At 72.1% G+C, this 15006-nt stretch carries 12 protein-coding genes; 8 read left to right on the forward strand and 4 right to left on the reverse strand.

Translation table 11 applies throughout. The features are described from left to right. The first annotated feature begins 10 nt into the window (after nt 1-10). Complete coding sequence (locus tag Dvina_RS17880; protein ID WP_223103597.1) at nt 11-817, forward strand: class I SAM-dependent methyltransferase; 807 nt, start codon at nt 11-13, stop codon at nt 815-817. Between the two features lie 78 nt (nt 818-895). Here the strand turns inward: Dvina_RS17880 and Dvina_RS17885 are convergent, their stop codons facing one another. From Dvina_RS17885 to Dvina_RS54300, 4 genes are all read right to left on the reverse strand, one after another. Then, nucleotides 896-1762 (reverse strand): SRPBCC family protein, encoded by an 867-nt coding sequence (locus Dvina_RS17885; protein WP_223103598.1) that lies wholly within the window; start codon nt 1760-1762, stop codon nt 896-898. A 13-nt stretch (nt 1763-1775) separates the two neighbouring features. Further along, nucleotides 1776-2072: an ArsR/SmtB family transcription factor gene (locus tag Dvina_RS17890; RefSeq protein WP_223103599.1), complete on the reverse strand. Its 297-nt coding sequence runs from the start codon at nt 2070-2072 to the stop codon at nt 1776-1778. A 205-nt stretch (nt 2073-2277) separates the two neighbouring features. Further along, nucleotides 2278-2766, reverse strand: coding sequence for a hypothetical protein (locus tag Dvina_RS17895; protein ID WP_223103600.1), 489 nt, complete (start codon nt 2764-2766; stop codon nt 2278-2280). A gap of 319 nt (nt 2767-3085) precedes the next feature. Beyond that, nucleotides 3086-4906, reverse strand: a complete 1821-nt coding sequence (locus tag Dvina_RS54300) for a glycosyl hydrolase (RefSeq protein WP_246656290.1) — start codon at nt 4904-4906, stop codon at nt 3086-3088. A gap of 499 nt (nt 4907-5405) precedes the next feature. Here Dvina_RS54300 and Dvina_RS17910 point away from each other — a divergent pair, with 499 nt between their 5' ends. The 7 genes from Dvina_RS17910 to Dvina_RS17940 all read left to right on the forward strand — a co-directional run bounded on the left by Dvina_RS17910 (nt 5406) and on the right by Dvina_RS17940 (nt 14989). After that, complete coding sequence (locus tag Dvina_RS17910; protein WP_223103601.1) at nt 5406-7193, forward strand: cellulose binding domain-containing protein; 1788 nt, start codon at nt 5406-5408, stop codon at nt 7191-7193. 260 nt (nt 7194-7453) lie between these two features. After that, the gene (locus tag Dvina_RS17915; RefSeq protein WP_223103602.1) at nt 7454-9577 is read left to right on the forward strand and encodes an Agd3-related carbohydrate-binding protein; all 2124 of its coding nucleotides are present in this window, start codon (nt 7454-7456) and stop codon (nt 9575-9577) included. Nucleotides 9578-9588: 11 nt separating this feature from the next. Further along, on the forward strand, nt 9589-11040 hold the full coding sequence (gene pelF, locus Dvina_RS17920) for a GT4 family glycosyltransferase PelF (RefSeq protein ID WP_246656291.1): 1452 nt from the start codon (nt 9589-9591) through the stop codon (nt 11038-11040). Next, nucleotides 11037-12443 (forward strand): hypothetical protein, encoded by a 1407-nt coding sequence (locus Dvina_RS17925; RefSeq protein ID WP_223103604.1) that lies wholly within the window; start codon nt 11037-11039, stop codon nt 12441-12443. Before pelF ends, Dvina_RS17925 begins: the two co-directional genes overlap by 4 nt. Nucleotides 12444-12480: 37 nt before the next feature. Beyond that, the gene (locus Dvina_RS17930; protein ID WP_223103605.1) at nt 12481-13209 is read left to right on the forward strand and encodes a nucleotidyltransferase family protein; all 729 of its coding nucleotides are present in this window, start codon (nt 12481-12483) and stop codon (nt 13207-13209) included. Further along, nucleotides 13206-14114, forward strand: a complete 909-nt coding sequence (locus tag Dvina_RS17935; protein WP_223103606.1) for an NAD-dependent epimerase/dehydratase family protein — start codon at nt 13206-13208, stop codon at nt 14112-14114. The genes Dvina_RS17930 and Dvina_RS17935 overlap by 4 nt, the downstream gene beginning before the upstream one ends. Further along, a complete protein-coding gene (locus Dvina_RS17940; protein WP_246656292.1) occupies nt 14111-14989 on the forward strand; it encodes a glycoside hydrolase family 191 protein in 879 nt (292 codons plus the stop codon). Before Dvina_RS17935 ends, Dvina_RS17940 begins: the two co-directional genes overlap by 4 nt. Nucleotides 14990-15006: the final 17 nt, after the last annotated feature.

Genomic DNA, 15006 nt, shown 5'->3' on the forward strand with positions numbered 1-15006 from the left:
GACTTCACCCATGACGTCCGCGAGCGCTTTTTGGATAGCGGCGGTTCGCGCCCGCGAGACCGGACGCGGTGCTCCGCTGTTCATCGATCCCTTTGCGCACGACCTGGCCGGTGACTCTGGCTACGCCACGATGGCCGCGTCGGAACAAGCGGCCGGCGGGGAGAATGCGTTCATCCCGGTTCGGGTCCGGTGGTTCGACGACCTCACCATGACCAGCGCGGCCGCGGGTGTCCGGCAGATCGTCCTGCTCGGCGCCGGCCTGGACACCCGGGCCTACCGGCTCGACCTGCCGGCCGATGCCGACTGGTACGAGGTCGACCGTCGGGAGATCTTCCAGCACAAGGAACCGGTCCTCGCTGAGCATTCCCCGCGATGCCAGCGCCACATCGTCGTTGCCGACCTCGGCGGCGACTGGGCAGAGCCACTGCTGCACGCCGGTCTCGACCCGGCGGCACGCACTCTGTGGCTCGCCGAGGGCCTGTTCTTCTATCTGACCGAACCGATGATCGTCGACCTCCTGCACACCGCCGCGGCACTGTGCGGCCCGGCCAGCATCGTCGCGGCCGACATCATCGGCACGGCCGGCCTCGACGCCCCGGCAATGCAGGGCTACCGAGACTGGTGCGACCGCAACGGCGTACCGCCGCCGTTCGGCGCCGACGACCCGGTCGCGCTGCTGCACGCCGGCGGCTGGCGAACCGAGCACATCACAACGCCCGGCGCCGCGGACGCGAATTACGGCCGGCTCCCCATCCAACCGGGCGGCCGGCAACCTGGGCGCACTCACCTCGTGACCGCGAGTCTCGCAACGAGCTGACCCGCGCATGCTGCATGCTTGCGTCGTGGACCGGGCCAGGTGCTGCCCGCACGCGGGCAGTCGTCATGTGGTCGGTCGTCACCGTTGCTCCCGGCCGTTCGGGTCTGCGTCAGGGTGGGGCAGTGACGCGCCGGGGAAGCCGCGGCCGGTGTGCAGCTCGTAGGTGAAGATGCCGGCGCGGACGCCGGGATCGTCGTCCATGACGGCCCGCACGGTATCGGGGTCGGCGGCGAAGATGCCGATGCCGCTCAGCGGCGAGTCGTCGGTGACGGGGATGACGACCGCGAGCAAGCCGGCGTCGACGAGGGCCATGTTACGGCGGCCGTGTTCCCAGATGATGGGGTCGACGTCCGGGCGGACGCACCTGTCGGTGGCGTGGAGCAGGATCGGCGTGTATGCGGCGGACTGTTGCAGCCGGTCGCGCATGGTGTCGTCGGTGGGGAAGACGAGTTTCCGGCCGGCGGCAGTGTTCGCCGTCTGGATGCGGTCGGCGAAGCCGTCGAGCGACCAGCCGCCGGCGACGGCGTCGCGCATGCCTTCCCAGCCGTCGCCGTGCCGGTCGAGGTGGCGGTGAGTCAATACGACCCGGGTCCGGTCCGGGGTCAAGGCGGTGAAGGCGATCTCGATCTCGCTGGTCTTGGCCGGGTCCGTCTCGATCTGCCACTGCGGGTTGATGTCCCAGCTGAAGCAGACCCGGTCAGGCGGCTGGTACGCCAGCACGCGGGCCCATCGGCATTCGCTGCCGTCGGTACCGCGGTCGATGATGTGCCCGCCGACGAACGGCTCGAACTCCATCTGCGCCAGCGGCGCCGCCAGGATGTGCTTGTCCGGGTCCCACCAGGTCCCGATCTCGGCGGTGAAGACATGGAACGCACGCGCGATCGGTACGCCCACCTCGGTGGCGACCCGCACGGTCGTGTCGTCGATGCGGCTGTCCATGGTCATCGGCTGCTCTCCGTCATTGGCTGCGCTCCGGGTGCTCGGCGGCATCCTTGAAGGCGGCCAGAGACCGCTTCCAGAATGCATCGAAGTAGGCACGTATCTCGGCCAGCGCATCGGGGTCCACGCGGTAGATCCGCCTGGTCCCCTCGGCCCGGTCGACGACCAGGCCGACGCCCTTGAGGAGCTGCAGGTGCTGCGACACCGCCGACCGGGAGATCGGCAGCTCCGCGGAGATCTCGGTAACCGAGGCGGGCCCGAGGGCCAGCCGTTCCAGGATCGTGCGGCGCGTGGGCTCGGTCAGAATGTCCAGCATTGCTGATACGTTAGCCATCACTAACGATAGTAGCCACTAACGGAAGGAGGGCGCAATGGTGGATCGATGAATCCCCACGCTGCACGTTCGAAGACCGGAGAAGACGACGGCCGTACCCGGCGGGCAGTGACTGGCCCTCTTGTGCTTCTCCGCCCAGGCCGGTCGTGACCGACTCTGCCGGGGCACGGCCGCACCGGACCAGGCTTCACAGCCAGGTGAACCTGGCGACAATGAGCGCTACGACGAGTACGGCCAGCACTATCGGGCCGGTGTAGGTGGCCCAGCGCTTGTGCAGCGGACGGCCCGGGTCGAGCGTGCGGGCAGGAATTCGGCTCTGCGGTTCGCGAACTTTGGCCACGCCGCCACGGTCCACGGCAATCACGGAGCGGCCGGTGCCCGCGGACGGGTCTGGCACAGTCGGGTGGTCGAGGTTGCGTGACTGCTGGGCGTTGCTGTGATTGAGCAGGACAACGAACGGGACGGCGAATCCCTGCACGCCCCACCAGCCCAGTTTCAGGGTCAGCTCGCTGAACTGCCGGTGCCGGGCCAGCGCGCACAAACGGCAGAAGTACTGCTCCTCCCAGGCCAGCCGCATCCCGACGAGGATGACGATCATCCACCGGAATTTCGCCTTGACGGCCGGCGAGCCGCCGCAGACCTGGCACGCGGCGGTCGCTGTCTTCGTATCCGTCACGCTGCTCTACCCCTCCGTCACGGCACACCCCGACACCCCGTGCGGCAGCGTAACGGCGTGCCCGGCGGCACGGCTCACACCATGTGCGACCCGTGCCCGGTGCTGCGGTTCGCGGGTGGGGCCGCGCCTCAGCGGCGGCTCCGTCGGGGCGCAGGAGCGGTCGCTGTGGCCGGGTGCGGCGATGCCCGCGGACATCGCCGCACCCGCCTGTATACGCACCCGGACCGTGCCGGGATCGTGCTGCTCGGCGTCGGGGTCGCCCGCTACGCTGCGGGCGGGCGCGCGGACGGCGGCCGGCTGCGGTGTGCCGGGCCGAGGCTCAACCGGCGGCGCAGGTGAGCACCGGGATGGTGGTGGGGCCGTTGGCGCTGAAGCCGAATGACGTGGCGGCGCCGGCGGCGAGAGCCGAGTTGTAGCTGACAGGCTTCGCGGTGACCGTGGCGCCGGCCGTGGTGAGCGTGGTGTTCCACGTGTTGGTGATGGTCTGACCGTTGGGGAGCGTCCAGGTGACGGTCCATGCGCTGATCGCCGTCGAGCCGGTGTTGCGCACGGCGACGTCGGCGTTGAACCCGCCGGCCCAGGAGTCGGTCACCCGGTAGCCTGCGCTGCATTGGCCCTGGCCGGCCGGCGGGGCCGTGGTCGGCGGAGGAGTGGTCGGCGGGGGCGTGGTCGGCGGGGGAGTGGTGCCGCCGCCGATCGAGACCTCACCGAGGTTGAGCGTCCAGGGGTCGTTCATGAGCGCGCCGGAGTTCTGGTTCTGCGGCGGACCCCACTTGTCGTTCCAGGCGAGGAAGTAGGAGGTCTTCGGGTAGTACTGCTTGATCGCGTTGATCCATTTGCTGTAATCGAACGGCGTGTTGTCCGGGCCGATCTCGGTGAACGCGAACGGCTTGCCGAGGCCGGTCAGCTGGCTGTAGGTGTTCTGGATGCCGGACGCGGCGGGGTTGTCGTCGTAGGCGTCCATGCCGACGATGTCCACGGCGTTGCCGCCGGCGAAGTACCCGGTGGCGTTGCCGCGGCTGAAGTCGGGGGCGTAGACCCAGATGAGGTTGTCGAGGCCGCGGGTGTTGACCAGGTAGTCGTACATAAAGTTCCAGACGTTCTTGAACGTGCCGGTGTCCTGGTTGCCCCACCAGAACCAGTCGCCGTTCATCTCGTGGAACGGCCGCCAGAGCACGACGACACCGGCGCTCTTGAGGTCCGCGAGGCCGTCGCCGACCTGCTTGAGGGAGTTGAGCCAGGTGCTGCCGACGGCGGTGCCGGGGTTGGTGATGTCGGCGAAGTTCGGCAGCTTGGTACCGAAGCCGCCGCTGCCCGGGTTGGGCCAGTGGATGCCGACGCTGACCAGGCCGCCGCGCTGCGCCCAGCTTTTCAGCGTGCTGTTGCAGGAGCTGTTGACCTGTGTGTTGCTGCTGGTGACCCAGTTGCCGTAGTCACAGGCCAGCAGCGCCGGGTACTGCCCGGTCTGGTTGTGCAGCTGCTCGGTCTGGTCGAGGTTGAACGTGCCGCCGCTGTAGCCGCCGAAGAAGCCGGACGCGACCCGGTTGCTGCCGCCGGCGGGCAGGCCGGCCAGCCAGCTGAGCTCGCTGGCGCGGGTGACCTGGCCGGGCGTGGGCGGCGGTGTGGTCGGGCCGTCGCTGTAGACCTCGAACTCGTACAGCGAGTAGCCCCAGCTGGTGTTGGCCCGTGCTGTGCCGTAGACGCGTACGTAGCGGCCGGTGCCGTTGACCGTGAGGTCGTTGACGCCGCCGGGCCCGGTGGTCGTGCTGTACATCGTGGTCCAGGTGCTGCCGTCGGGGGAGGCCTGGACCTGGTAGCTCTTGGCGTAGGCGGCTTCCCACCGCAGCACCACACGCCTGATCGGCTGGCTGGTGCCGAGGTCGACCTGTATCCACTGCGGGTCGCTGTACGCGCTGCCCCACCGGGTCGAGGGGTTGCCGTCGACCGCTTGGGCGGCGGCAAGGCTGCCGCTCTCGTCGGACGAGGACGTGACCGGGCGGTTCAGGGCCAGGTTTGCCGGTGTCCCGCCGGCAGCGTTGCCGGCGGTGAGGCTGAAGCCGTCGACCGCACCAGTGGCGGTGATGAGCACGCTGGTGGCCAGGATGGCACCGGCGAGCAGTGCTGTGCGGAACCTGTTCATGAGCTCCTCTAACGCTGTCTCGAACGGATGGGGTGCTGTCGCAGGTGGCGGCTGCGGAGCCGGTCGATGGTGGGCGCCTCGCGGCGAACAGGATCGATACTGATGCTTAATCGGTTAAGTTTCAAGCGGTCGTCACGGCATCGGTCTCATTGCCGTGGTGGTGTGCATGGCGGGCTCGCCGGTTCCCGGCGTTGCTGGATGCGACATGACTCGAGAGTGAAGCGCTTCGATGGTAATTCGCCAAAGACGCTGATCAGATGCACGGCACGCCGCGTGATATGTAGGCGGTAATGGCGGCGGAGTCTGCGGCGGAGTGGAAGTTTCACGCGCTGTACCACGCACGCGACCGTTCGGATTGACAACTTACCCGGTTAATCACGACGATCGCCTCTCGCAGCCGGTGAGCGCAGCGCACGCACGTCCGGGCCCGGGCGCTCCGGCTGCCGGTCATGCCCGTGCCGTCCATCCGCGGCCCACCGATCTGCCTCAGGAGACCACCATGAGATGTCGCGCACCCGTCCGGGGCGTGCTGGCCGGGGCGGCCGCCGCCGCCGTCCTCGCCGCCGCGCTTGTCACGATCCCGTCCGCGCACGCCGCCACGGGCGGCTGCCAGGTGCAGTACCAGGTCACCAACGACTGGGGAGCCGGGGCCACGGCGAACGTCGTCGTCACCAACACCGGCCCGACCGCCGTCAGCGGCTGGACGCTCGCCTGGACCTTCCCCGGCAGCCAGACGATCACCGATATGTGGAGCGCCACCAAGACCCAGTCCGGCGCCGCCGCCACGGCGACCAATGTCAGCTACAACCCGGTTATCGCCGCCAACGGCGGCTCGGTCACCTTCGGGTTCAACGTCACCTACACGGGGTCCGATCCGGCCCCGACCGGCTTCGAGCTCAACGGCACGGCCTGCGGCGGACCCGACCCAACCCCGCCGTCCAGCCCGTCCCCCCCGTCCAGCCCCGGCCCGACGTCCGGCCCCAGCCAGCCGGGCAGCCCGAGCCCGAGCGGCCCGGGCGCACCGCTGGGGAATTTGGCGCTTCGGCGGCCGGTGACCGCCTCGTCGGCGGAGGGCACCGGCCTGTCCGCCGCCAACGCAGTCGACGGCGACCGTGGCACCCGCTGGTCCAGTGCGTACACGGACCCGCAGTGGATTCAGGTCGACCTGGGCGCTGTGCGCCCGGTGCGCCAGGTGATCCTGCGATGGGAGGCCGCCTACGCCCGCTCGTACCAGGTGCAGACCTCCGTGGACGGCACGACCTGGACGACGCTCGCGGGTACCGTCGCCGGTGACGGCGGCGACGACGTGCTCGCCGTGGACGGCAGCGGCCGCTACGTGCGGATGTCCGGTACCACCCGCGGGACGGCCTGGGGGTATTCCCTCTACGAACTCGAGGTCTACGCCGTGCCGGTCGCGGTGCCACCGGGCCCCGACTGCGGCCAGGCGCCGGCCGATCCCAGTGCGAATAGCAAAGCCCGCAACCTCATCTGCTACCTCCGGACGCACGCCTACGTCAGCGGGCAGACCGATGTCGCCGACGCCGACAAGGTGCAGCAGCTGACCGGCCGCTACCCGGCGATCGTCGCGTTCGACTTCATGGAGTACACCCGCGGCAGCATCCAGACCCAGCAGGTCATCGACTGGGCGAGGCAGCGCAAGGGCATCGTCGCGTTCCAGTGGCACTGGTACTGCCCCCACGGCGGCAACTACTCCGCGCCGTGCGACTTCACGCCCGACCTGAGCAACCCGTCGTCCAAGCTGTACCAGGACATCGACCTGGTCGTCGGCGAGCTGAAAAAGATCGGCGACGCCGGCGTGCCGGTGCTGTTCCGCCCGCTGCACGAGTCCAACAACAACTACATGTGGTGGACCAAGCGGGGCCAGGCCGCCTACCAGCAGCTCTGGCGGCTCATCTATCAGCGCGCCCAGCTCGCCGGTGCGCACAACATCGTGTGGGTGTTCAACGGCATGGCCAGCGGCCAGGGCACTGCCCTGTCGTCGTGGTACCCGGGCGACGGCTACGTCGACCTGGTCACCTCCGACTACTTCCAGAGCGGCGGCGACTTCAGCACCTGCAAAGCGATCGGCAGCGCGAAGACCGTCGGCGTCGCCGAGACGTTCAGCCCGCTCAACCCGTCAACCGACCCGGCCTGGCCGTACTACGTCGTGTGGGCCTCGCGCGACTGGGCCGGCAGCGGCAAGGACGTCGCCGGACTCTGGAAGAGCGCCATGGCCGATCCCCGCACCATCGCCGTCAACCAGCTCCCGGACATGAGCGCCTGGTAGCCCGGCGTCTCCGGGGCGCCTGCGGGCCGGGTCGCGCAACGCGAGCCGGCCCGCGCGGGGCTGCCCGGCTCATCCCTCCGGGGCCGGGAAGCCCACCCCCGAAGTCATGCTCAGACCGGCCCGCCGTGGGTTTTCGCGCTCGTAACATCGGCTCGTTCCACAAAACCTCGCCGCCACGCACGCCGTCGCGCTGCCTGGCCCGGGCTTCGTGCGCCCTTCTCGTGGTCGCGCACGCTGCCAGTCCAAACCGGAGTCGCCACATGGGCCTGCTCAAGTTGTTCACCGCCGCCGTCGTCAGTTCCGCCATCGTCCTGAGCACCGCGCAGGGTGCCGCCGCCGCGCCGCCCCGGCCGCCGAAGCCCGATCGAGGTCACGACCACGCCGTGATCCTGGGCCGGCCCGGCACCACCCGGGCCGCGAAGCCCGGCGCCCCGCTGCCCAAGGTCACGGGGTCGGTGCCGCTGCAGCGCGACCTGTCCGTGCGCCCCAACGCGAAGACGCTCGCAACTCCCGCCGCAGGCCCGGCCAAGGTCGGGCTGCGCGCGCTCGTCGTCGGCGTCGACGCCGGCGACTGGGGCGTCGACACCTGGCGCTCGACCCTCGACCGCGTCGGCGCCGCCTACGACGTGCTGCTCACCCGCGACCAACCCCTGACCGCGGCGTCGCTGACCCGGCCCGACGGCGCCGGGAGGTACAACGCGATACTGCTCACCAGCAGCATGCTGCTGTACAACAGCGACGGAACCTACGTCAGCGGCCTCGACGGCACCGAGTGGAACATCCTGTGGGCCTACGAGCGCGACTTCGCGGTGCGCCAGGCGACCCTCTACACCAGCTACGGCACCTACCCCGAGGACTACTGCCTGTCCGCGTCGAGCGAGGCCGCCGTCGGCGACGCGATCCTGCCCGCGTCGCTGACCACGGCCGGGGCCGGCGTGTTCGACACCCTCAAGTCCACCGCCAAGGTCCCGATTCTGCAGTCGTACGTCTACCGCACCCGCGTCACCGCCGGCTGCGCCGCCGACCCGGTGCTCGTCAACGGGTCCGACGTGCTCGGGGTGCGCACCACGTCCGCGGACGGGCGGGAGCGCCTCGCCCTGACCTTCACCTCCAACCAGTACCTCACCCAGTCCTACCTGCTCGCCTACGGCATGTTCCGCTGGGCCAGCCGCGGGCTCTTCCTCGGCGAGCAGCGCCACTTCCTCGACGTGGACGTCGACGACTGGTTCAACACCGCCGACCACTACTACCCGGACGGGCGCGTCGAATCCGACCCGGGCTGGGCGATGACCGGCCACGAGGCCTACAACGCCGGCCAGCGGCAGGTCGCGCTGCGCGCCGCCTACCCGCTGGCCTCGGGCCTCACCCTGAACCTCGCCTACAACGGCGGCGACGCGGATCTCGGCGCCGGCACGGCGTGCAGCCCCAACGGCGGCGTCAGCACCCTCACCGCGACGAGCCGCTGCCTGGCCACGAAGTTCCGCTGGATCAACCACACACTGACCCACCCGGAGCTCAACCACACCGACTACGCCACCAGCAGCGCCGAGATCTCCGGCAACCGGACCGTCGCGACACGCCTCGGCCTGCCGCAGCCGGACGCGATCCTCAAGACGGGGGAGTACTCCGGCCTCGGCGTCTACAACGACAACCCGGACGACGACGTCGACCCGCCGACCGACCACGGCCTCGCCGCCTCCAACGCGCAGTTCCTGGCCGCCGCGCGCGACCTCGGCGTGCGCTACGTGCACGGCAACATGTCGTTCCCGAGCCAGGTGCCGAGCTGCTTCAACTGCGGCATCGTGCACCCGATGGAGCCGAGCATCACCGTGGTGCCGGACTGGCCGACGAACATCGCCTACCACACGACCACCCCGGCCGAGCAGACCGCGTTCTACAACTCCTTCTACGGGCCGAGCGGCAAGTTCCCGTTCTGGCCGGCGAACCTGACGTACGCGCAGATGCTCGACGCCGAGGCCGAGGTCGGGCTGACCCACCTGGCCACCGGGTCGCTCTACACGCACACCTTCCACATCGCCAACCTGCACGACTACGGCGCCGGCAAGACGCTGCTCACCGACTGGCTGGACCGGGTGCTGGCCAAGTACAGCGCCTTCTACGCCGTGCCCGTGCTCAGCCCCGACTGGACGGCCCTGGCCGCGTACGCCACCCAGCGCAACGCCCACTTCGCGGCCCTGCACGGTGGCGTGGACGCCGTCTACGACCCGGCGGCACGCACGATCACGGTCACGGCCCCGGCGGCCGGCTCAGTGACGGTCAGCGGCGCGGCGGGTACCGGCGCGGTCACCTACGGGCCCGAGGTCTCGGCCCGGCTGACGATCGGCGCCGCCGCCGTGACCGCCCCCGCGAGCCCGCGCTCATGAGGGTGGCGCTGGTGTCGGAGGGCACCTACCCGCAGGCGCTCGGCGGGGTGAGCGTCTGGTGCGATCAGCTCGTGCACGGCCTGCCCGAGCACCAGTGGGAGGCGGTGGCGCTGACCGTCGACGGCACCGAGCCGGTGCGCTGGGAACTGCCACCGAACCTCGAGCGGGTATTGACCATTCCACTGTGGAGCACCGAGCGCCGCCGCACCCGGCTGCGCCGCCCGGGCCGGGCCACACGCACGATGTTCCACGCCGCGCTCGACGCGTTCCTGGCCGCGCTCGTCACGGCGCCCGAGCCCGACCCGCAGCGGGGGGCCGTGCAGCGCAGCCGGTTCCTGCTGGCGCTGCGGGGGCTGTACGAGTACGCCGCCGACGGCGGGGACCTGGCCGGCGCGCTGCACGCCGACGCGGCCCTCGCCCGGCTCCAGCGGCGCTGGCAGGAGGCCGACCGGGGGCGGCTCACGCTCGCCGACGCGGCCCAGGCGACCGGGCTGATCGGCAACATGCTGCGGCCGCTGACCGTCGCACCGCCGCGCGCCGACGTGGTGCACTGCGCGATGAACGGGCTGTCGACGCTCGTCGCGATGGCGGCGAAGTGGGCCTACGACACCCCGATGATCATGTCGGAGCACGGGGTCTATCTGCGGGAACGCTACCTGGAGCAGGTCAGCGGCGACCTGCCCCACACGGTCGCCGTGCTGCTGCTGGGCTTCCAGCGGGGGCTGGCCGGCGCCGCGTACCACCTCGCCGACGCGCTGGCGCCGCACTCGGCGTACAACCGGCGCTGGCAGCTGCGCAACGGCGCCGACCCGGATCGCATGTGGACGATGTACAACGGCATCGCACCCGAGCGGTTCCCCAGCGCGCACACCGAGCCGGACGAGCCGACGATCGTCTACGTCGGGCGGATCGACCAGCTCAAGGACCTGCACACGCTGATCCGCGCGTTCGCGCTGGTCCGCCGCCAGGTGCCCGACGCCCGGCTGCGCATCTACGGCGCGGCGATCGACCTGCCCTACCGCGACAGCTGCCACGCGCTGATCGACACCCTGGGGCTGGCCGGCTCGGCCCGGCTCGAGGGCAGCGCACCCGACGCGGTCGCGGCCTACCACAGCGGCAGCGTCGTCGCGCTCACGAGCATCTCCGAGGGGTTCCCGTACTCGGTCATCGAGGCGATGGCGTGCGGCCGGACGATGGTGTGCACGAACGTCGGCGGCGTGGCCGAGGCGGTCGGCGACACCGGGTTCGTGGTGCCGCCCCGCGACCCGGCCGCCGTCGCCGAGGCGTGCGTGACGCTGCTGCTCGACCCGGACCGGCGCCGGGAGCTCGCGGCCCGGGCCCGGCAGCGGGTCCTCGACCGGTTCACGCTGGCGCGGTCGCTCGACGCGTACCGCAGCCTGTACCGGCGGATCGCCGCGCCGGCCGGGCTGGGCGGACGGGTACCGGCCGGGGCGCTGCAATGATGGCGCTGGCCGCCCGTGGCTGGGCGACGGCGGACACGGTCGCGCTGCCGCTCCTGGTGCCCGGGCCACAGCCCGGGTCCGGGCCCGGTGACCCCGTCGAGGCGCTCGCGGCCGAGCTGTCCGGGCGGGTGCGGGGGGCGTTCGTGGACGGGCTGCAGGTCGCCGCGCTGCTGGAGGCCCAGGGCGTCACGGACCGCGACGCCCGTGTCCGCTACGGGCACCCGGACGTGTTCGCGCTCGCGGCCGCGGTCCACCTCCTGCTCGGGGATCGCCAGGACCCCGCGCCGCCCCGCCCGGCCCCGCGGCGCGGGTGGCGGGAGCTGCTGCACGGCGGCCTCTACCTGCTGCCGAGCGTGCTGTTCCCGGCCGTGATCACCGCCGCGCACCGCCCACCCGTGACCGCCGTCGTCACCGCCGGCCTGCTCGGCTGGGTGTGGGCGGGCGCCCTGACCTGGCTGGCCCAGCAGCACCTGAACGCCGGCGACGAGCCGGCCGCCGGCCGGCTGCTGGCCCGCGGCTCGGTGCTCGGGGTCGCGGTGGCCGGTGCGGCCGGGGCCGCGGTCACCGCGGCGGGCGGCGACCGGGTGGCCGTGCTGCTCGTACCGGTCGTGACGGCCTACCAGCTCGCCGCGACCGTGCTGCTGTTCTTCCGCGCCGAGGCGTGGCTGGTGACCCTGATGGCGCCCGCGGCCGTGGCCGGCGGCGGGTTCGTGCTGGCCGGCGACTGGCCGCCGGCCGCCGCGATCGTGCCGGCGGTGCTCGGCACGGCGGTGAGCTTCGGGGTCGCGCTGCACCGGGCGGCGCCCGGGACCGGCGCGGCCCGGGCCGGGCGGCTGCGCGCGGTGATGCGCGGCCGCTGGAGCACCTTCGCACTCGTCGTGCTCTCCACCGCACTGCTGGCCGCGCTCGTGCTGCTGCCCCAGGTGCCGCTGCTCACCGACCGCTTCGACGCGCTGCTGGCCACGCTGCCCCTCGTGGTGTCGATGGGGTTCGTGGAGTGGCGCGCCCGCCGCTTCGGTGAGCGGGCCCGGGAGCTGCTGCACGGCGACCTCGGGCCGGCGCGCTACCGGCGGCGGCTGTGGCGCTGGCTCGCCCTGGACGTCGGGGCGTGCGCGCTCGTCGCCGGGGCCGGCGCAGCGCTCGTGCTCGCCGCCCTGCACCGGTCGGGCCGCCTCACCCCGGCCGCGGAGGCGATGGCCACCGCGAGCGTGCTGCTCGCCGGGGCCGTGCTGCTCGCCTTCGTCCTGGCCGCGCACGGCGGCTACGGACGGCTCTGCGTGGCCATGGCCGCCGCGCTCGCCGCCTACGCCACCACACCGTTCCCCGGCAGCGTCGCGCTGCTGCTCGGGCTGCTCGCCGCGGCCCTCACCCCGTCGCTGGGCCGCGTGCGGCACCACCGGTGACCTCCCCTTCGATCCACACGAGAGCAGGCAATCACATATGCACGCGGTCATCATGGCCGGTGGCAAGGGCGTCAGGCTGCGCCCCTTCACCACCGCGCTGCCCAAGCCGTTGATGCCGATCGGCGAGCGGCACGCGATCCTCGGCATCGTCCTGGAGCAGCTGGCGGCGCGGGGCTTCGGCTCCGTCACGCTCTGCATCAACCACCACGGCCCGCTCATCCACGCGTTCGTCGGCGACGGGTCCCGCTGGGGTCTCGAGGTCGGCTACGCCGAGGAGACGGTACCGCTGTCCACCGCCGGCCCGCTGTTCCTGGTCAAGGACCTGCTGCCCGAGCACTTCCTGGTCATGAACGGCGACCTGCTCACCGACCTCGACTACGCCGACCTGCTGGCCCGGCACCGCCGCGGCGGGGCGCCGCTGACGATCGCGACGGCGGCGCAGACGACCCGGATGGAGTTCGGCGTCCTCGACGTCGTGGAGGGCCGGGTGATCGGGTTCACCGAGAAGCCGGCGTACCGCCACCGCGTCTCGATGGGCATCTACGGCATGGCCCGCAAGACCCTGGAGCCCTACCCGCCCGGCCTGACCCTCGGCTTCGACCGGCTCATCCAGGACCTGCTGCGCCAGGGCGAGTTCCCCGACAGCTACGACTTCGAGGGGGTCTGGCTCGACATCGGCCGGCCGGAGGAGTACGACGAGGCCAACCGCCGCTTCGGCGAGCTCGAGACCGCGCTGCTGCCCGTGCGGAGCGGGGCGGCCGCATGAACCGCCTCCGTGTGCTGCTCTTCGGCGGGTCCGGCTTCGTCGGCTCCAGCGTCACCGCCGCACTCGCCGCCGACCCGCGGGTCACGCGCCTCACCTGCCCACCCCGCGCCCAGCACGACCTCGTCACCGGCGGCATCGCGGCACTCACCGCGCTCGTGCGCCAGGCCGGCCCCGACGTCGTCGTCAACTGCACCGGCCGGCTCAGCGGCACGGCGCTGGACCTGCTGGAAGCGAACACGGTGGCGACCACCCGGCTCATCGACGCCGTCGCGGCGGCCGCGCCGGGCGCCCGGCTCGTCCGGCTCGGGTCGGCGTCGGAGTACGGACCGGTGGCGCACGGCGTCAGCGTCGCCGAGGACCACCCGTGCGCCCCCGTCGGCGAGTACGGCACGACCCACCTCGCCGGCACCCGCCTGCTGCAGCTGGCCACCGCGGCCGGCCAGGTCGACGGGGTCACGCTGCGGGTGTTCAACCCGATCGGGCCGAACCTCAACAGCGACAACCTGCTCGGCCGGGCCGCGGTGCTCATCGGCCACGCCCTCGCCGGTGTCACCGGGCCGGTGCAGCTCGGCCCGCTCGGCGCGTACCGCGACTTCGTCGACGTGCGTGACGTGGCCGCGGCGGTCGTCGCGGCCGCCACCTCGCCGGAGCCCGGCGCCGACGTGGTGAACATCGGCAGCGGCCACGCGGTGACCGCCCGCGAGGCCGTGCGCCGGCTCGCGGAGACGGCCGGCTACGGCGGCCCGATCCTCGAGCGGGGCAGCGGCCCGGCCCGGTCCGCCGGGGTCGACTGGGTCTGCGCCGACATCACCCGGGCCGAGGCGGTGCTGGGCTGGGTGCCGACGCACACGCTCGCCGAGTCGGTCAAGCAGATCTGGTCGGCGCTGGACGGCGGCCGCCGGTGAAGCGCCGGGCGGCCGCCGTCGCGGTGACCGCGGCGCTCGCCGTGCCCGGCTGCTCCGCACCGTCCGGCCCGGCGGGGTCGGCCGAGGGTTGGGTGTACCAGCTGCAGGGCTACGACCACGCCGGGCTCACGGCACTCGCGAAGGCCCCGCAGCGCACCGCCGTCATCGACCTGGCCCGTGACGCCGGCTCCGGCTGGTTCCGGCCCGACGAGATCACCGCGCTGCGGCGGTCGGGCAAGCGTGTCCTGGCGTACTTCGAGATCGGCAGCATCGAGCGGTTCCGGCCCGAGTACCCGGGCCTGGTCCGCGACGCCGGCGACCTCGTGCTCAACCGCTGGGGCGAGTGGCCCGACGAGTACTTCGTGCGGTACTGGGACGAACGCTGGTGGGACCGGGTCGTGCGGCCCCGCCTCGACCGGGCCCTCGCCGCCGGGTTCGACGGCGTCTACCTCGACACCCTGCTCGCCTACGAGGAGGTACACGCCGGAGGGGAGCGCGAGCGGCTCGCGGCCGCGATGGTCGGGCTGCTCGCCCGGGTCGCCCGCTACGCCCGCGATCGACGCCCCGGCTTCTGGGTGGTGCCGCAGAACTCGCCGGAGCTGCGCCGCTACCCCGGCTACACCGACGCGATCGACGGTATCGGCATCGAAGAACTGTTCTACCGCGCCACCGACCGGCCCTGCACGGAGGAGTACTGCACCGAGAACCTCGCCGACGTCCGGGCGCTGCGCGGGGCCGGCAAGGTCGTCCTCGCCGTCGACTACGCCCGGACCGCCGCCGCCGTCAAGGCCGCCTGCACGCACTACCGCACCGAAGGCTTCATCGGCACCGTCACCACGCGAGAACTCGACCGGGTCGCCGCGCCCTGCGGCTGACCGTCCGACACTGAGAG

Source organism: Dactylosporangium vinaceum, assembly GCF_019904175.1.
GTDB lineage: Bacteria > Actinomycetota > Actinomycetes > Mycobacteriales > Micromonosporaceae > Dactylosporangium > Dactylosporangium vinaceum.